This window comes from Streptomyces sp. NPDC085460 (assembly GCF_044541975.1).
Taxonomy (GTDB): Bacteria; Actinomycetota; Actinomycetes; order Streptomycetales; family Streptomycetaceae; genus Streptomyces.
Genome location: NZ_JBITTO010000006.1, coordinates 121242 through 139809 on the forward strand (window position 1 = coordinate 121242; position 18568 = coordinate 139809).

Sequence of the window (18568 nt, forward strand, 5' to 3'; positions counted from 1 at the left end):
GGAGGCCCGGCACCCCACGAGGGGTGCCGGGCCTCCGTACGGGGTGCCGACGTCAGGCGTCGAAGACCTCGTTGACCAGCTGCTGCTGCTCCGCCTGGTGACGCTTGGCCGAGCCGACCGCCGGGGACGAGGAGTGCGGGCGGGAGATCCGGCGCAGGCGCTCGCCCGCCGGGATGTCCGCGCCGACCGCCAGGTCGAGGTGGTCGATCAGGTTGAGCGCGATGAACGGCCACGCGCCCTGGTTCGCCGGCTCCTCCTGCGCCCAGATGTACTTGGCCGCGTTCGGGTACTTGGCGATCTCGGCCTGGAGCTCGGCACCCGGCAGCGGGTACAGGCGCTCCAGACGGATGATCGCGGTCTCCGTGTCGCCGCGCTTCTGCCGCTCGGCCTCCAGGTCGTAGTAGACCTTGCCGGCGCAGAAGACGACCTTGCGGACGGCGGCCGGGTCGACGGTCGAGTCGCCGATGACCGGGCGGAAGCCGCCGGTGGTGAACTCCTCCACCTTGGACGCCGCGGCCTTCAGACGCAGCATCGACTTCGGGGTGAAGACGATGAGCGGCTTGTGGTGCGGGTTGTGCACCTGCCAGCGCAGGAGGTGGAAGTAGTTCGACGGCAGCGTCGGCATGGCGACCGTCATGTTGTCCTGGGCGCACATCTGGAGGAAGCGCTCCGGGCGGGCGGACGAGTGGTCCGGGCCCTGGCCCTCGTAGCCGTGCGGCAGGAGCAGGGTGACGCCGGAGGTCTGTCCCCACTTCTGCTCGGCCGAGGAGATGAACTCGTCGACGACGGTCTGGGCGCCGTTGACGAAGTCGCCGAACTGCGCCTCCCAGACCACCAGGGAGCTCGGGCGGGCCAGCGAGTAGCCGTACTCGAAGCCCATCGCCGCGTACTCGCTGAGCAGCGAGTCGTAGACATTGAAGTGGGCCTGGTCCTCGGCCAGGTAGAGCAGCGGGGTGTAGTCCTCGCCGGTCTCCTGGTCGACCAGGACCGCGTGGCGCTGGCCGAAGGTGCCGCGGCGGGAGTCCTGGCCCGACAGACGGACCGGGGTGCCCTCCATCAGCAGGGAGCCGATGGCGAGGGTCTCGCCGAAGCCCCAGTCGATGGTGCCGTCGTCGATCGAGGCCGCGCGGCGCTGGAGCTGCGGCAGCAGACGCGAGTGGACCGTGATCCGCTCCGGGATGTTGGTCTGCGAGTCGGCGATCCGCTTCACGACCTCCTGGGAGACCGCGGTGGTGACGGCGACCGGGAACTCGGCCTGCGCGTCCGGGACGGTCGTCGCCGCGGGGGCGGAGGTGGCCTCGCGGACCTCCGCGAAGACCTTCTCCAGCTGGCCCTGGAAGTCCTGGAGCGACTGCTCCGCCTCCTCCAGGGTGATGTCGCCGCGACCGATGAGCGACTCGGTGTAGAGCTTGCGCACCGAGCGCTTCTTGTCGATCAGGTTGTACATCTGCGGGTTGGTGAACGAGGGGTTGTCGCCCTCGTTGTGACCGCGGCGGCGGTAGCAGATGAGGTCGATCACGACGTCCTTGTTGAACGTCTGGCGGAACTCGAAGGCGAGCCGCGCGACGCGGACCACGGCCTCCGGGTCGTCGCCGTTCACGTGGAAGATCGGCGCCTCGATCATGCGGGCCACGTCGGTCGCGTACATCGAGGAACGCGAGGACTCCGGGGCGGCGGTGAAGCCGACCTGGTTGTTGATGACGATGTGGACCGTGCCGCCCGTGCGGTAGCCGCGCAGCTGCGACATGTTGAGGGTCTCGGCCACCACGCCCTGGCCCGCGAAGGCCGCGTCGCCGTGGAGGGCGACCGGAAGGACGGTGAAGTCCGTGCCGCCCTTGTTGATGACGTCCTGCTTGGCGCGGACGACACCCTCCAGGACCGGGTCGACCGCCTCCAGGTGGGAGGGGTTGGCGACCAGGGAGACCTTGATCTGCTCGCCGTCGAGACCGGTGAAGGTGCCCTCGGCGCCCAGGTGGTACTTGACGTCGCCGGAGCCGTGCATCGACTTCGGGTCGAGGTTGCCCTCGAACTCGCGGAAGATCTGCGCGTACGACTTGCCCACGATGTTCGCGAGGACGTTGAGGCGGCCGCGGTGGGCCATGCCGATGACGACCTCGTCCAGGCGGGACTCGGCGGCGGAGTCGATGACCGCGTCGAGCAGCGGGATGACGGACTCGCCGCCCTCCAGGGAGAACCGCTTCTGGCCGACGTACTTCGTCTGCAGGAAGGTCTCGAACGCCTCGGCCGAGTTCAGGCGGCGGAGGATGCGGAGCTGCTCCTCGCGCTCCACGCGCGCGTGGGGACGCTCGACGCGGTCCTGGATCCACTTGCGCTGCTTCGGGTCCTGGATGTGCATGAACTCGATGCCGGTGGTGCGGCAGTACGAGTCGCGCAGGACGCCGAGGATGTCGCGGAGCTTCATCATCGACTTGCCGGCGAAGCCGCCGACCGCGAACTCGCGCTCCAGGTCCCACAGGGTGAGGCCGTGCTCGGTGATGTCCAGGTCGGGGTGCTTGCGCTGCTTGTACTCCAGCGGGTCGGTGTCGGCCATGACGTGGCCGCGGACCCGGTAGGAGTGGATCAGCTCGAAGACGCGCGCGGCCTTGGTGACGTCGTCGTCGTGGGACGCGTCGATGTCCTTGAGCCAGCGGACCGGCTCGTAGGGGATCCGCAGCGACTTGAAGATCTCGTCGTAGAACTCGTTCTCGCCGAGGAGGAGGTTCGCGACGATCCGCAGGAACTCGCCGGAGGCGGCGCCCTGGATGACCCGGTGGTCGTAGGTCGAGGTCAGGGTCATGACCTTGGAGATGCCCAGCTTGTTCAGGGTGTCCTGGGAGGTGCCCTGGAACTCGGCCGGGTAGTCCATGGAGCCGACGCCCATGATGACCGACTGTCCGGGCATCAGACGCGGCACGGAGTGGACCGTGCCGAGGCCGCCGGGGTTGGTCAGGGAGACGGTGACGCCGGTGAAGTCCTCCATCGTCAGCTTGCCCACGCGGGCGCGCTTGACGATGTCCTCGTACGCCTGCCAGAACTCGAAGAAGTTGAGCGTCTCGGCCTTCTTGATGCCCGCGACGACGAGCTGGCGGTCGCCGTTCGGCTTCACCAGGTCGATGGCGAGACCGAAGTTCACGTGCTCCGGCTTGACCAGGGTCGGCTTGCCGTCCTTCTCCGCGAAGGAGTAGTTCATGGACGGCATGGCCTTGATCGCCTGCACCATGGCGTAGCCGATGAGGTGGGTGAAGGAGATCTTCCCGCCCCGGGCGCGCTTCAGGTGGTTGTTGATGACGATCCGGTTGTCGAAGAGCAGCTTCACCGGGACGGCGCGGACGGACGTGGCCGTCGGCACCTCCAGGGAGGCGTTCATGTTCTTCGCGACCGCGGCGGCCGGGCCGCGGAGGGTGATCAGCTCGGGACCGGCGGGCGCCTCGGCGGCCTTGGCGGGCGCCGGAGCGGCGGCGGCCGGCTTCGCGGCGGCGGGAGCGGCCGCGGCGGGCTTCGCCGGGGCCGGAGCCTGAGCCGGGGCCGGAGCGGCGGCGGCCGGCTTCGCGGCGGGAGCCGGCGCCGGGGCCGGCACGGCGGCGGTCGGAGCGGCAGGTGCGGCCTGTGCGGGGCCCGCCTGCTGCGCCGAGGGCGCGGCCGTCGTGGTGGCGGCCGGGGCGGACGGGGTCTCCGCCGCACCCGGCTTGTAGTCGGCGAAGAAGTCCCACCAGGCACGATCGACCGAATTCGGGTCCTGGAGGTACTGCTGGTAGATCTCGTCGACGAGCCACTCATTGGCACCGAAGGCGGCTGCGGGGCTCACGCCACGCCCGTCTTGGTCGGCCGGGGAGCTCGGGGTACTGGGGGACTGAGACGACACGGCGGCAACCGCCCTCTTCCGCTTCGCAAGGTGATGGACAGCGGAAATAAAGGCTACGCCTGTCCGGCCGGGACGTGCAGGCCGGGCACTCCAACGTCGCGCAAGTCACACTTGACGGGGTGTTTCGGCGCCGTGAATGGCGGGAAACAAGCGGGGTTCCGCAGGTGTGAGGGTACGGAAAAGCCCGGCTACGGCCGTCTTCGGCCGCATCCCTGACCACGTCCTGCCCTTGTTCACGCAGAACGTTCGCTTCCGGTTCGAACCCTACGTCAATCCCGCAGAGGGAGGCTGCCCGGAAGAGTGACGCGGATGCGGCACCCGCGTGAAGATTCGGCCACACCGATTCCGCCACCGTGGAGATCCACCGCCCAGCGGGCGATCGCAAGGCCCAGACCGGTCCCGCCGTCGCTCGCCGGCCCCTGGAGGTCCGGGGCCGTGCCCCGGTTGAAACGCTCGAAGACCTTGTGGCGCTCCTGCTCCGGGATGCCCGGGCCCTCGTCCTGGACCACCAGCTCCAGGGACTCCGGGTACGGACCGCGCCGGGCCCGCACCGTCACGCGCCCGTGCGGCGGGGAGTGCTTCACGGCGTTGTCGATCAGGTTCGCCATCACCTGGTGCAGCCGCTCCACGTCCGCGTACGCCGTCAGGTCGGACGGCGACACGTCCAGGTGCAGGTGCACGTCGGTACGCCGGTGCAGGCCCGACGTCGACGGCAGCCCGCGCTGCGCGGCGGCCAGGTTCGCCTCCCGCAGCACCCCGGACAGATAGGGCCACACCTCGAAACGGCGGGCCCGCAGCGCCACGACACCGTTGTCGAGCCGTGACAGGTCGAGCAGCGTCTCCACCAGCCGGCCCAGCCGCTCGGTCTGCTTCAGCGCCGAACGCATCGTCTCCGGATCGGCCTCCGAGACCCCGTCGACCACGTTCTCCAGCACCGCCCGCAGCGCCGCGATCGGCGTCCGCAGCTCGTGCGACACATTGGCGACCAGCTCCTTGCGGTGCCGGTCCACCGCCTCCAGGTCGTCCGCCATGCGGTTGATCGTGGAGGCCAGGTCGCCCAGCTCGTCGCGCCGGTCCGCGCCCCGCACCCGACGCGAGAAGTCACCGCGCGAGATCGACCCCGCCACCGTGTTCATCTCGTCCAGCGGCGCCGTCAGCGACTGCGCCACGAACTGCGTGATCAGCAGCGTCGCGATCATCGCGAAGATCGTGATGTACCGGAACTCGGTGGAGGTGCGGATCGCCACCAGGGCCAGACCGGAGGTCAGCAGCACCGCGCCGACGACCAGCGCGCCCAGCTTCGTCTTGATCGAGATCGCGATCCGGCGCCGGGGCCGTCCGGTGCGCCGCCCCGGCCGGTTCACGGCGCCGGGGTCTCCAGCGCGTACCCCACCCCGTGCACCGTACGGATCCGCTCGGCGCCGATCTTCCGGCGCAGCGCCTTGATGTGGCTGTCCACGGTCCGGGTGCCCGAGGCGTCCGCCCAGTCCCACACCTCGGCCAGCAGCTGCTCCCGGGAGAGCACCGCGCGCGGGGTGTTGGCCAGACAGACCAGCAGGTCGAACTCGGTCGGCGTCAGGTGTACGTCCTCGGCCCGCACCCGCACCCGGCGCTGCGCGTGGTCGATCTCCAGCTCGCCCAGGCGCAGGATCCCGCTGCGCGGGGTCACGGCGGCGAGCGCGGCCCGCTCCACCCGGCGCAGCAGCACGTGCACCCGGGCGGCCAGCTCACGCATGGAGAAAGGCTTCGTCATGTAGTCGTCGGCGCCGACGCCCAGACCGACCAGCATGTCGGTCTCGTCGTCCCGCGCGGTGAGCATGAGCACCGGCACCGGGCGCTGGGCCTGCACGCGCCGGCAGACCTCCAGGCCGTCGAAGCCCGGCAGCATCACGTCCAGCACCATCAGGTCGGGCTGCCACGCCTCGGCCGCCTCGACGGCCGCCGGGCCGTCGGTCGCGGTCTGCACGAGGAAGCCCTCGGCGCGCAGCCGGGCCGAGACCGCCTCCACGATCGTCGCGTCGTCCTCGACGACCAGGACGCGCCGCTGGGCCCCCGGAGTCGCCGCACCCTGGTGAGTGGTGTGTGTCTGCTCCATTGCCCCGCCTCGCGTCGCCGATGTCGGTGCAGCAGCCTAGAGGTACCGGCGGCGTCCCGGCTACGCAGGCCGGACGCCGAGGTGGACCACGTCGGGGACGCCCCGGGCAACGGGGATCTCTTCCGTCCGTACCCCGCTGAATCCGGCATTCCGCAAGGACTCTTCGAAATCGCCGGACGGTCGCGCCGACCACACGGCGAGTACTCCGCCGGGGTTCAGCCGGGCCGCGCAGGACGCCAAACCCCCTGCCCCGTACAGGGATTCGTTGGACTCGGTGACCGTCCAGTCGGGGCCGTTGTCGATGTCCAGGCAGAGCGCGTCGTAGGTGTCCGTGGTGGTCTCCAGGTACGTCACCAGGTCCGTGTGCAGGATCACGGTCCGTTCGTCGCCCAGGGCGCGCCCGGAGAGCGACGCGAGGGGGCCGCTCCGGTGCCAGTCGATGATCGCCTCCTCCCGCTCGACCACCGCGATCCGGCCCCAGCGGGGGTCGGCGGCGGCGTGCGCGAGGGAGAAGCCGACGCCGAGCCCGCCGATCAGGACGGACGCGCCCGCGCGCGCCCGCGTGGGCAGCGCTTCCATCGCCGCGTCCACGAGCAGCCGCTCGGAGCGTCCGTCGGAGGTGTCCATCAGGAAGGTGCCGTTGGCGATGATCTCGAAGTCGGTGCGGTCCCCGGCGTCCCGGCGCCTGAGGACGACCTCGCCGTACGGACCCTCGCGGCGGTCGAGGGTGACGGGACTGTTCATGGGCGGTCACTCCGTGTCTCGTCGTGCGATACGCGTCGTCCCGGCCATCCTCGCGGAGCGCGGGCGGCCGGGACAAACACGTTATGGAGTCACGGGATGACGCTGAGGTGCCGTCGGGGGAGTCACGGGCGCGGGGCCTCGCGCTCCACGTACCGCTGCACGGCCCTCAGCTCGCGCCGCGCCTCGACCGGGGTCCCGTAGGTGCGGTCCCAGGTGAGGGGGGCGATGGTGACGTGCCCGTCGGCCAGCAGCCGGACGGAGTCGGCGTCCCGGCGCGGCTCGGCGCACTCGCCCTCGCCGCCGCCGTCCACCGGGCACAGCCCCAGGGCGATGTCGAAGGTGTCGCCCGAGCCCCGCTGCTCGTACGCGTGGTAGGCGACGGCCCCGGCGCCGACCCGGGTCCACGCCGGGGCCTTCGCCCGCTGGCCGGCGCTCACGTCCGGGTAGTCGACCTTGAGGGCGAAGGCGGAGGTCAGCAGCCCGCGCTCGCTGAGGCCCGCGACCAGGCGCGCGCCGAACTCGGCGTGCGCCCGGTAGTTCTCGCGCGGGAAGTAGGTCTGGCTCGCGTCGCCGGAGGAGGAGAACGCGATCGCCGGGACGTCCTGGTCGATCGCCGCGACGGCCGCGCCGACGGTGCCCGAGTCGTTGACGCTCGCGGCGACGTTCGGGCCCGAGTTGATGCCGGTGAGCACCAGGTCGGGGGCGCCCTTCCAGCCCACCTTCGCCGCCAGGCCGCCGCGCAGCGCCAGCTTCACGGTGTCCGCCGGGGTCGCGCTGGGGGAGTCCGGCGCGCAGCCGCCCTCGGCGAGGCACACGCCGAACACGGCGCCCCCGGACGGCGCCCCCGCGCAGTCCCTCTCGTACCCGGCGGGCAGCGCGGTACGGCGCTGGGCGGTGAGCGCCCCGCCGTTGCTCACGGCCGTGCCCTTGCCCGACTGCACCTGCCAGGGAGCCATCACGACGACGTCCGCGCCGGCCGCGCACATCGCACGGCGGAGCTCGTACAGTCCCAGGCCGTCCGAATTGCTCGCCTTCGCGGCTCTCATGGAGTCGTCGTTGGAGACGAGGATCCGCAGGCCGGCGAGGGGGCGGGGCTTGGCGTGGGTCCGCTCGGCGGTGGTGGCGGGACTGGCGGCGGGAGTGGTGGCGAAGGCGGTGGCGCCCAGGCCGGCAAGTACGGCTGCTGCTGCGGTCAGCGCGAGGGTACGGCGCATGGCGGTGCGTCCTTTCATGGGCATGACAGGTAGGGGGGGATCCGGGGCCCGGCCCCCCACGGGCGGGCCCCGGATCGCGCGGGGTCGTCAGGTACCCCGCGGTCTGTGATCGGATCCGATGTCCAGAAGACTTGAGATTGGATCCGATGTGACGGATGTCGGATGTCGGACTTCGGAGATTGGAGATCGGATCCAAGATCCGATCTCCAATCTCCGAAGTCCAAGATCCAAGATCCAAGATCCAAGATCCAAGATCCAAGATCCAAGATCCAAGATCCAAGATCCAAGATCCAAGATCCAAGATCCAAGATCCAAGATCCGATGTCCGGTGTCCCGGGTCAGAGGTCCAGGCCGTGCCCGTGTGGGAAGACCGGATCCACCGTGTCGTTCGGGACGTCCGGTCGGGCCGCGCGGACCGCGTCCATGGAGCGGGGCAGCTCGAAGGGGAGCCGGCCCTCGGGGCGGGCGCGGCCGAAGAGGACGTCGAGGAGGGCGTCGTCGCTCGCGCCGTAGTCGGCGAGGAGGGCGGCGGCGCCGGCGGCGATCTCGGGCAGGACGGCCGGGCGTTCGAGGTTGACGCAGACGATCGTGGGCACGGTGTCGAGCAGGGTGAGGATCCGGCCGAGCGCGGGTTCCTCGAAGGCGAGCGTGCCGGAGTGGAAGAAGGACTCGAAGCGGTTGGGGCGCTCCTCGTAGGGGGTGCGGAGGCGGAGGACGGCGAGGTCGGCCTCGTCGGGGGTGGCGACGACCTCGCCGTACGCGGCGGCGACCGCGGGGTCGACCCCGTCGACGTACAGCCGGGGGGAGCCGCCGAGCGGCAGGGGGCCGTCGGTGAGGACGGTGAGGGAGCGGCGCTGGGCGGCTGCGCCGGCGGCGGTGAAGTCGGCGCGGCCGACGGTCTCGGCGGCCTCGTCGGGGTCGACGTACCGCCGGTGGTCGAAGAGGCCGAGCAGGAACTTCTCGCGCAGCAGGCGCCGTACGGAGGCGTCCACGCGGGACTCGGGGATCCGGCCGGAGGCCATGAGCTCGACGATCACCTCGGGGCACTGTTCGCCGCCGAACTGGTCGACGCCCGCGTCCAGCGCCTTCGCCGCGCGTTCGGCCGTGCTCAGGTGCTCGACGCCCCAGGCGCGGGCCTCGTGCGGCTCGCCGAAGATCACCGAGTCGGTGAGCAGGCCCCAGTCGGTGCAGACAATCCCGCCGAAGCCCAGTTCCTCGCGGAGCAGGCCGGTGATGACGCCCCGGTTGAAGCCGAAGCCGACCTCCTCCCAGTCGGTGCCGATCGGCTGTCCGTAGTACGGCATCATCTGCGAGCAGCCGGCGGCGATCGCGGCCTTGAAGGGTTCCAGGTGGTGGTCGCGCATGCCGCCCGGGTAGACCTGCTCCTTGCCGTGCGGGAAGTGCGGGTCCTCGCCGTCCTTCTGCGGGCCGCCGCCGGGGAAGTGCTTGACCATGGCGGCGACCGAGTCCGGGCCGAGGGTCTCGCCCTGGAGGCCGCGCACGTACGCCTCCACCAGTTCGCCGGTCAGCTTCGCGTCGGAGCCGAAGGTGCCGGACTGGCGTGACCAGCGGGGTTCGGTCGCGAGGTCGATCTGCGGGTGGAGCGCGGTGCGGAAGCCGACGGAGAGGTACTCGCGGCGGACCGTGTCGGCGAAGCGGTGGACGAGCTCCGGGTCGCGGACGGCGGCCAGGCCGAGGGCCTCGGGCCAGGCGGAGAAGGCGCCGGCGTTGAACGAGGCCCCGATGTTGTCGGTGAAGGCGTGGCGCGGGTCGGTGGAGAGGCTGACCGGGATGCCGAGGCGGGTGTCCGCCGCGAGCTCCTGGACCGCGTTGTGCCAGCGGGCCAGCTCGCGGGCGCCGTGACTGCCGAGCAGGTTGAAGTGGGTGAGGCCGCGCCCGGCGATCAGCTCCGGGGTGGTGAGCCGGGCGAGGGAGTCGTCGGGCTCGGTGACCGGAGTGCCGTCCGGGTTCATCGTGAGGATCGTGTGGAAGAGCTGACCGGCCTTCTCCTCCGGCGTCATCCGGGAGAGGAGGTCCTCCACGCGCTCGTCCACGGGGCGCCCGGCGTCCTGATAGGGGTGCATCGCGTCCGTACCTGCCTTTCGTGAACGGGGGCGGCCCGGCTCGCGGGCCGGCGGACCGCGCCCGGGAGCCGGGGCGGGGGCTCCGCGGGGTGCGGTGCCGTCCGCGGCGGGCTCAGGCTAAGCGCGAAAACCGAGTGGGTACTAGGTATGTCATGTGTGACCTGGGTCACAGGTCGCTGGGGCGGTTCCCGGGCGGGGCTAAGGTGACCGCATGCCGGAGAAGAAGGTCGCCGCGACCGCCAAAAGCGCAGGTCGCGGCAGTTACGCCGTCGGTGACGCCCGCCGTCGGCTGATCCTGGACACCGCCGTCGAGCACTTCGGGAAGTGGGGATTCCACGCCTCCTCCCTCGCCCGCATCGCCCATGACTGCGGCATCACCCAGGGCGGCCTGCTGCACCATTTCCGCAGCAAGGAGGACCTGCTCCTCTCGGTCCTGGCGCAGAGCGAGGAGCACGACGTCGAGCGCCTCTTCAGCGAGGAGCCGGCGTCGTACGCGGCCTTCCTCGACGCCCTGGTCCGGCTGATCGAGGAGAACACCCGGCGCCCCGGAATCGTCCGCATGTTCAACGTCCTCGTCGGCGAGTCCGGGAACGTCGGCCACCCCGCCCACGGGTACTTCAAGGACCGGTACGCGCGCGTGCTCGCGCACAGCGTCCAGCGCCTGGAGGAGGCCGTCCGGTCCGGCGAGCTCCGCCCCGGCATCGACTGCGAAGGCATCGCCCGGGAGTACCTGGCCGTCATGGACGGCCTCCAGATCCAGTGGGCCCTCGCCCCGGACTCCCTCGACATGCCCGCGCGGGTACGGGACTACCTCCGGCGCCAGTACGACGCGATCCGCGCGACGGACGGCCAGGACCCCGCCCCGGCCTGGGGGTCCTAGGGCGTGTCTGACCATTCCCGTCGGGTCCGACGCCAATTGGCAGACACGCCCTAGCCCCTCCCCGGCCGCGGGCCGCGTCGCGCGAACAGGGCCGTGCCCGCGCACAGGAGGGCGCAGGCCACCGTCCAGGCCGGGCCCTCCGCGGCCGGCCGGAGTGCCCAGCCCCACCAGGCCGCCGCCCCGGCGTCCGGCGGCGTCAGCCACACCGCCGCCGTGTACGTCACCGGCGGCAGCCAGCTCGCCCGCGCCCCGGCCAGCGCCGCCGCGCCCGCCGCGAGGCCGGTCAGCCCGAGCGTGTTCCGTACGGCGGCGGACGCGCCGAACCCCGCCTCCGCCGGATCCCCCGGCAGGACGAGGACGAACAGCGCGGCGGCCGCCGCGACCGGCACCAGGACGTGCCCGAGCCGCAGCGGCCACCAGGCCCTTACCGCCGTCCGGTCCAGCTCGTCGCTCGCCGTGTGCAGCGAGGTCCCGATCGCCGCCGCCACCAGCAGCGGCGCCATCACCACCGGCACGCGCGCGTGGGGGGACCCGTCCTCCGGCGCGAGCAGCCATGCCGCCGCGACCGCCGCGAGGACCACGGTCAGCGCCCCCGGCACCCCGCGAGAACGCAGATAGAGGCTCACGGGACGGGCACCTCGTCGGGGCGGCAGTTGTTCGCCGCGAGGTATTGGACGAGGTACGCGCGCTGCTCGGCCGGCGACTTCGCCCGCAGCCGGTCCAGATGCGCGCGGGCGCCGGGCACGTCGGGGCCGTAGCCGGGCGGGGCGGGGGCGAGCCACTCGACGACCGCGTGGTTGACGTCCATCGTCCGCTCCGCGTACGGCCCCGCCAGCTCGCCCTCCCGGCACTCTTCCGAGAGCAGTTGCGACACCGCGAAGTTCCGGTACAGGGCGGGGTCTTCGAGCCGGTTCCGCACCACGTCCTGGGCGACGTCGAGCAGCTCCACGTCCCCGGGCTCCGGCTCCATCGTCCCGACCGCCCAGCGGGCGGGGGCGCCCGGCAGCCCCCGGAGCCGTTCGTTCACCGGCTCCAGGGCCTCCGCCACGGCCGGCAGCAGCCGGGCGTCCAGAGCGACCACGCACACGCGGGGCGCACCGTCGTCGCAGACCGGACGGACCGCCGCCGGGTCGATCCGCCAGGGCCCGGGGTCCGCCGGCAGCCGCAGGATCACGGCCGCCGCGCAGACCGCCACCGTCAGGGGCGCGAGCGCGAGGAGACGCGCCCGGGAGGAGCGGAGCCCGTACGCGAGGAGGACCGTGAGCGCGAGGCCGGCCGTCCACGCGGCCGACGCCGGCGCGTACCACCACACCTGCCGGTACCCGGACGCGCTGAACTGGGCGTTCGGGAGCAGCCAGCGCGAGGCCGAGGACGTGAAGTCGGCGTAGGCGAGGCCGAAGTAGCCCACCACGGCGAGCAGCGGTGCCGCCAGCCGCCACCGCACCACCCGCCCCACCACGTGCCCGGTGAGGCCCATCGCGCCCACCGCCACCGCGTCCGCCAGCAGCGGGCCGGCCGAGGGCCGCCCCCAGGACGCGTACGGCCACACGGCGAGGAGCACCACCGCGTCGGCGAGCAGCACCGCGGCGGCCGGCCACAGCGCCGACGGGGCCGCCGCCACCAGCAGCCGGGGCAGCGGGGAACGCGGCACCGACGCCCACAGGTCCTCGGCGCCCACCCGCCGGTCCCGGCCGCCCTGGAGGCAGCCCGCCGCCATCGCGAGCGGCCCGCACAGCATCCCGGCGAGCGGATGGAGCAGGTTCTGCGCGTCCTGCCAGCGGATCTGCCACTCCGGGGCCTTGGCGTACATCGTGACCAGGATCGTGACCGCGACCGCCGCGCCCGTCCACGGCCCGAGGCCGCGGCGCAGTTCGGTACGGAGCGGGCCGGGCGCCGGCCGCGCCGCCGTGGCTTCCGGACGGGTCTCCGTCGCCGTCGCGGTCACCGGCCGGCCTCCGCCCGCTCGCGATGGGAGCGCAGGGCGGCGGTGTAGCCGCGCTCGATGGCGTTGGCCGCCGCGTCGTCGGCGGGCGCCGCCGCGCCCAGCGCGGTGAGCTCATCCGTCGTCCCCCGGAAGGCGAGCCGGCCCGCTTCGAGGAGGGCGACCTCCGTGCAGGCGGCGGCCACATCCTCGACCAGGTGGGTGGAGACCACGACCGTCGACTCGGTGCCGAGCTCGCGCAGCAGGGCGCGGAACTCCACGCGCTGTTCGGGGTCGAGGCCGGCCGTCGGCTCGTCGAGGAGGAGCAGGTCCGGCTCGTTGACGATCGCCTGGGCGATGCCCGCCCGGCGGACCATGCCGCCCGACAGGGTCCGCAGCCGCGCGTCGATCCGGTCGGTGAGGCCGACCCGGGCCACCGCGCGCTCCACGGCCGCGGGGACGCGGTCGGCCGGCAGCTCCTTCAGCCAGGCCACGTACGCCACGAACTCCCGCACCGTGAACGCCGGATAGTGCCCGAACTCCTGCGGGAGGTAGCCGAGCCGGCGCCGGACGCCGGTCCTCCCGCGCGGGTCGCCGACGTCCCGGCCGAGCAGCTCGACCCGGCCGGCCGACGGGGCGGCGACGGTCGCCAGGACCCGGACGAGAGAGGTCTTCCCGGCGCCGTTGGGGCCGAGCAGACCGAGGACGCCGGGGGAGAGCCGCAGGTCGACGCCGTCCAGCGCGGGCACGCGCGTGCGGCGGTGCCGGACGGTCAGGCCGGTCACGGCCACGGTGGTGGGACGCGGTGGGGTCACCGGGGCTCCAGGAGGTCGAAGGAACGGCGCCGCAGCGCCAGGAGGGCGGCGCCGGCCAGCGCGGCGGCCGCCCAGCCGGCCTGCGCGGCCGGACCGGCGGCGTACGGGAGGGGTACGGAGGAGGGGCTCGCGGCCGGACCGAGCAGCGGGCCCGCCACCGCGAGCAGCCAACCGCCGCCGAGCGTCGCCGCGGCCGCGCGGCAGCCCACGAAGGAACCGAGCGCGAGCGTGCCGACGGTGAGGGCCAGGCCCGGCAGCAGCCAGGCCGCCGCCCCCGGCAGCCCCGCCGCGGGCGGCAGCAGCGCCCCGGCCGCGGTCAGTAGCGGCACGCACACGACGAGCACGGCGACCGTGCGGGTGAGCAGCAGCCGCAGGCCGCCGGCCGGGGTGGAGGCGGCGAGTTCGTGGAGGGGGTCCGCGCGCGGGCCGTACGACACGGCGACCCCGGCGAGCGGGAGGACGGGTGCGGCGGCGAGCAGCCAGGTGCGCCCCGCCGGCAGCCCGGCGCCGTGGGACAGCGCGAACGCAGCCCCGGCCACCAGGGCCACCGCCGCCAGCCACGAGCCGCGCAGGGCGGGACCGACGGCCCACCAGATCCGGACGGGGGAAGCCCACGCGCGCGCGTGGCGGCGGTGAGCCGGAGCGGGGAAGGCCCACGCGCGCGCGTGGCGGCGGTCTTCGGGAGCGACAGAAGGGCCGGGGCCGGTGGAAGTGCCGGGGTCGGTGGAGGGGCCGTGGCCGGTGGAGAAGCCGGGGCCGGTGACGGGCGGGGCCGCGAGGGACTCCCGGTGGCCCACCGCGCGGAGGAGGTCGGCGCGGAGGGCCGCCAGGGCGGGGCCGGCGGGGCTCGTCGCGCGGACGGCGGCCGAGACGCGCGCCGCGCAGGGGCCGCAGGACTCGACGTGCTTCTCCAGGGACCAGGCGTCCGGCTCGGGCGCGGAGCCCTCGGCGTACCGGACCGCCAGCGCGGCGGTCACGTGCCAGGGGGCAGGAGGGGTCGTCACGCGGGGCCTCCCAGGGGGTGCGGGCCCTGCGGGAGGCTCCCGAGGGCGGCGCGCAGCTCGCGGCGGGCGCGCTGGGCGCGGGTCTTCACGGTGCCCTCGGGTATGCCGAGCAGCCGGGCGGCCTCGCGGGTGGTGAGCCCGTCGACGACGGTCGCCCGCAGCACCTCGGCGAGTTCGGGCGAGATCCGGTCGAGGGCGGCGCCCACGTCCCCGTACTCCAGGCCCGCGAGGACCCGGTCCTCGGCGGACGGGGCGGCCGGGATCCGTTCGGGCGGGACGGCCCCGGCGGGCTCGGCGCGGGCGGTGCGGGCACGGGCGCGCTGGGCGTCGACCAGGCGGCGGGCGGCGATCACCCACAGCCAGCCGCCCGCCTCGCCCCGGCCCCGGTGGCCGCCGGCGGAGCGCCAGACGGTGACGAAGGTGTCCTGGAGGACCTCCCGTACCGTCTCCTCGTCCGGGCAGCGGCGGGCCAGCCGGGCGTACAGCCAGCCGGCGTGCCGGTCGTGGAGCAGCGCCAGCGCCCCGGTGTCGCCGCGGGCGACGGCGCGCAGCAGCGCGGCGTCGTCGGCCGGATCGTCCCCCTCGGGGCGTGACAGTCTCACGTCCTCTCTATCGCGCGGCGGGGCACGCGCGGTTCACGGAGAGGCGGGCCGGATCACGGGGCGGTCGGCGGGCCGCCCTCGGGGAGGGCGTCGAAGACGCGCTGGAGGGCGGCGGGGCGATCGCGGTCGCCCGCGACGACGAGCCGGTGGTCGTGGGTCACGAAGTACTGGAACCCGTCGGCGACCGGCGGCCCGCTCGGGCGCCCAGGCATGCGCGCGTAGGCCGGGTCCTCCAGGGCGGCGCGCAGCTCGGCCAGGCCGTCGGCGCTCATCCGCCCGGAGCGCGCGTCCTTGTCCTTCGACCGGACGGTCCAGCTCCCGTCCTCGTGCACCACGAGCTGGTTGGTCACCCCGGCGAAACCGCCGTTCACGACGACCTCCACGAGGACGGCGCCCGACCGGGGCGCGGCCGTCGACTCCTCCGTGGCGGTGGGAGTCCCCGTACTCCCGGCCGTGGAGGCGCCGGGCCCGGGCGTGGCCCCGGCGCTCGCCGAGCTCCTGTCGCGAGGCCCGTCCGAACGGCCCGGCCCGTCGGCGTCGGCGCACCCGCTCACGCCCACGACGAGCACCGCCACCGCCGCCGGCACCGCACCCCACACCGGGCCGCGCCCGAACCGCCGTTCCACACCACTCCGCATAGGCCGAAGCATGCCCGCCCCCGCGCCCCCGCGCAGCCGGAATCCGGCACGCGCCACCCCGGATCCGGAATCGGGCGCGCGCCACCCCGATCCGGAATCCGGCACGCGCCCCCCGATCCGGATGATCGCTCAGAGCGAACACGGGGCGGGGAACATTCGAGGGCGCAGATGCATTGAGTCGGCATAGCTCAACTTGACTGCCGAAGGGGAGATCATGGCTTCTGAGTCCAAGGCGACCGTGCCGCTCACTCTGCCTGTGCTGCCGCTCGACGACGAGGTCGTGCTGCCCGGGATGGTGGTGCCGCTGGATCTGTCGGACAACGATGTGCGGGCCGCCGTGGAGGCGGCTCAGGCCGCCGCTCGCGGGGCGGGCGGGAAGCCACGGGTGCTGCTGGTGCCGCGCGTGGACGGGACGTACGCCGGGACCGGTGTGCTCGGCATCGTCGAGCAGGTGGGGCGGCTCGCGGACGGTGATCCGGGCGCGCTGATCCGGGGCATCGGACGGGTGCGGATCGGGGCCGGGACGACCGGGCCCGGCGCGGCGCTGTGGGTCGAGGGGAGCGTGGTCGAGGAGACCGTCCCCGAGCCCCTGCCCGGCGCCGTGGCCGAACTGGTCAAGGAGTACAAGGCGCTGGCCACCAGCTGGCTGAAGAAGCGCGGTGCCTGGCAGGTCGTGGACCGCGTCCAGCAGATCGACGGCGTCGGCGCCCTCGCCGACAACTCCGGGTACTCGCCCTTCCTCACCGTCGAGCAGAAGGTCGCCCTCCTGGAGACCGCCGACCCGGTCGCCCGCCTCAGGCTCGCCACCGGCCAGCTCCGCGAGCACCTCGCCGAGCAGGACGTCGCCGAGACCATCGCCAAGGACGTCCAGGAAGGCGTCGACAAGCAGCAGCGCGAGTTCCTGCTCCGCCGCCAGCTCGAAGCCGTCCGCAAGGAACTCCGCGAGCTGAACGGCGAGAAGGACGGCGAGGAGTCCGACGACTACCGCGCCCGCGTGGAGGCCGCAGACCTGCCCGAGGCCGTCCGCGAGGCCGCCCTCAAGGAGGTCGACAAGCTGGAGCGGTCCAGCGACCAGTCGCCCGAGGGCTCCTGGATCCGGACCTGGCTCGACACCGTCCTCGAACTCCCCTGGAACGAGCGGACCGAGGACCGGTACGACATCCAGGGCGCCAAGGCCGTCCTGGACGCCGAGCACGCCGGCCTGGAGGACGTGAAGGAGCGCATCACCGAGTACCTGGCGGTCCGCAAGCGGCGCTCCGAGCGCGGCCTCGGCGTCGTCGGCGGGCGGCGCGGCGGCGCCGTGCTCGCGCTGGTCGGCCCGCCCGGCGTCGGCAAGACCTCGATCGCCGAGTCCGTCGCCCACGCCATGGGACGGAAGTTCGTGCGCGTCGCCCTCGGCGGCGTACGGGACGAGGCCGAGATCCGCGGCCACCGGCGGACCTACGTGGGCGCCCTGCCCGGCCGGATCGTCCGCGCGGTCAAGGAGGCCGGGTCCATGAACCCGGTCGTGCTCCTCGACGAGATCGACAAGGTCGGCTCCGACTTCCGCGGCGACCCCGCCGCGGCCCTCCTCGAAGTCCTCGACCCGGCCCAGAACCACACCTTCCGCGACCACTACCTGGAGGTCGAACTCGACCTCAGTGACGTGGTGTTCCTCGCCACGGCCAACGTCCTCGAAGCCATCCCCGAGGCGCTGCTCGACCGCATGGAGCTGGTCCGCCTCGACGGCTACACCGAGGACGAGAAGGTCGTCATCGCCCGCGACCACCTGCTGCCCCGGCAGCTGGAACGGGCCGGCCTGGAACCCGGCGAGGTCGCCCTGGAGGAGGCGTCGCTGCGGAAGCTGGCCGGCGAGTACACCCGGGAGGCCGGCGTCCGCACCCTGGAGCGGGCCATCGCCCGGCTGCTCCGCAAGGTCGCGGCCCAGCACGAACTCGGCGACCGCGAGCTACCGTTCACGATCACCCCCGAGGACCTGCGGGCCCTCATCGGGCGCCCGCACCACGTGCCCGAGTCCGCCCAGGACCCGGCCGAGCGGCGTACCGCGGTCCCCGGGGTGGCCACCGGCCTCGCGGTGACCGGCGCCGGCGGCGACGTCCTCTTCGTGGAGGCGTCCCTCGCCGACCCGGAGACAGGCGCCGGCGGGCTGACCCTCACCGGTCAGCTGGGCGACGTCATGAAGGAGTCCGCGCAGATCGCGCTCTCCTTCCTCCGCTCGCACGGCGCGGAGCTGGAACTGCCCGTGACCGGTCTGAAGGACCGGGGCGTGCACATCCACTTCCCGGCGGGCGCGGTCCCGAAGGACGGCCCGAGCGCGGGCATCACCATGACGACCGCGCTGGCCTCGCTGCTGAGCGGCCGGCTCGTCCGCACCGACGTGGCCATGACCGGGGAGGTCTCCCTCACCGGCCGGGTCCTGCCCGTCGGCGGCGTGAAGCAGAAGCTGCTCGCCGCGCACCGGGCCGGGATCACCACGGTGGTCATCCCGAAGCGGAACGAGGCCGACCTGGACGACGTCCCGGCCGAGGTCCTGGAGAAGCTGGAGGTCCACCCGGTGACCGACGTCCGCCAGGTCCTGGAGATCGCCCTGGCCCCGGCGGAGGTCGCGGTGCCGGTGGCCGCCTGACCGCCGCCCGACGCCGACGGGGCCCCGGTACGCGCACGCGTACCGGAGCCCCGTCGGTCCGGGACGGGACGGAGTCCCCCCCC

14 protein-coding genes are annotated in these 18568 nt (G+C 73.5%); 2 read left to right on the forward strand and 12 right to left on the reverse strand.

The window, feature by feature from the left end:
- Positions 1-52: 52 nt before the first annotated feature.
- The 6 genes from ACIGHB_RS16975 to ACIGHB_RS17000 form a co-directional block, all read right to left on the reverse strand.
- A complete protein-coding gene (locus ACIGHB_RS16975; protein WP_399913805.1) occupies positions 53-3862 on the reverse strand; it encodes a multifunctional oxoglutarate decarboxylase/oxoglutarate dehydrogenase thiamine pyrophosphate-binding subunit/dihydrolipoyllysine-residue succinyltransferase subunit in 3810 nt (1269 codons plus the stop codon).
- Positions 3863-4131: 269 nt separating this feature from the next.
- Entirely contained in the window at positions 4132-5226 is a 1095-nt protein-coding gene (locus tag ACIGHB_RS16980; RefSeq protein ID WP_399913808.1) for an ATP-binding protein, read from the reverse strand.
- Entirely contained in the window at positions 5223-5957 is a 735-nt protein-coding gene (locus ACIGHB_RS16985) for a response regulator transcription factor (RefSeq protein WP_319009605.1), read from the reverse strand. The genes ACIGHB_RS16980 and ACIGHB_RS16985 overlap by 4 nt, the downstream gene beginning before the upstream one ends.
- A gap of 60 nt (positions 5958-6017) precedes the next feature.
- Positions 6018-6701, reverse strand: coding sequence for a spermidine synthase (locus ACIGHB_RS16990; RefSeq protein WP_360320920.1), 684 nt, complete (start codon positions 6699-6701; stop codon positions 6018-6020).
- Between the two features lie 122 nt (positions 6702-6823).
- On the reverse strand, positions 6824-7915 hold the full coding sequence (gene surE / locus ACIGHB_RS16995) for a 5'/3'-nucleotidase SurE (protein WP_399913811.1): 1092 nt from the start codon (positions 7913-7915) through the stop codon (positions 6824-6826).
- 338 nt (positions 7916-8253) lie between these two features.
- Positions 8254-9999 (reverse strand): glycoside hydrolase family 3 N-terminal domain-containing protein, encoded by a 1746-nt coding sequence (locus ACIGHB_RS17000; protein ID WP_399913814.1) that lies wholly within the window; start codon positions 9997-9999, stop codon positions 8254-8256.
- Between the two features lie 211 nt (positions 10000-10210).
- On the opposite strand from ACIGHB_RS17000, the gene ACIGHB_RS17005 reads away from it, so the two are divergent.
- Positions 10211-10879, forward strand: coding sequence for a TetR/AcrR family transcriptional regulator (locus ACIGHB_RS17005; RefSeq protein ID WP_399913817.1), 669 nt, complete (start codon positions 10211-10213; stop codon positions 10877-10879).
- Between the two features lie 50 nt (positions 10880-10929).
- Here ACIGHB_RS17005 and ACIGHB_RS17010 read toward each other — a convergent pair whose 3' ends face one another.
- The 6 genes from ACIGHB_RS17010 to ACIGHB_RS17035 are packed head-to-tail and all read right to left on the reverse strand — an operon-like array spanning position 10930 to position 15859.
- Positions 10930-11505 (reverse strand): hypothetical protein, encoded by a 576-nt coding sequence (locus ACIGHB_RS17010; protein WP_399913820.1) that lies wholly within the window; start codon positions 11503-11505, stop codon positions 10930-10932.
- Complete coding sequence (locus tag ACIGHB_RS17015; RefSeq protein ID WP_399913823.1) at positions 11502-12824, reverse strand: hypothetical protein; 1323 nt, start codon at positions 12822-12824, stop codon at positions 11502-11504. Before ACIGHB_RS17015 ends, ACIGHB_RS17010 begins: the two co-directional genes overlap by 4 nt.
- A complete protein-coding gene (locus ACIGHB_RS17020) occupies positions 12821-13615 on the reverse strand; it encodes an ABC transporter ATP-binding protein (protein WP_399913826.1) in 795 nt (264 codons plus the stop codon). Before ACIGHB_RS17020 ends, ACIGHB_RS17015 begins: the two co-directional genes overlap by 4 nt.
- On the reverse strand, positions 13612-14619 hold the full coding sequence (locus ACIGHB_RS17025; protein WP_399913828.1) for a zf-HC2 domain-containing protein: 1008 nt from the start codon (positions 14617-14619) through the stop codon (positions 13612-13614). Before ACIGHB_RS17025 ends, ACIGHB_RS17020 begins: the two co-directional genes overlap by 4 nt.
- On the reverse strand, positions 14616-15221 hold the full coding sequence (locus tag ACIGHB_RS17030; RefSeq protein ID WP_399913831.1) for an RNA polymerase sigma factor: 606 nt from the start codon (positions 15219-15221) through the stop codon (positions 14616-14618). Before ACIGHB_RS17030 ends, ACIGHB_RS17025 begins: the two co-directional genes overlap by 4 nt.
- Before the next feature lie 53 nt (positions 15222-15274).
- Positions 15275-15859, reverse strand: coding sequence for a hypothetical protein (locus ACIGHB_RS17035; protein ID WP_399913833.1), 585 nt, complete (start codon positions 15857-15859; stop codon positions 15275-15277).
- Between the two features lie 214 nt (positions 15860-16073).
- Between ACIGHB_RS17035 and lon the strand changes: the two genes are divergently transcribed.
- Positions 16074-18485, forward strand: a complete 2412-nt coding sequence (lon, locus tag ACIGHB_RS17040) for an endopeptidase La (protein ID WP_399913836.1) — start codon at positions 16074-16076, stop codon at positions 18483-18485.
- Positions 18486-18568: the final 83 nt, after the last annotated feature.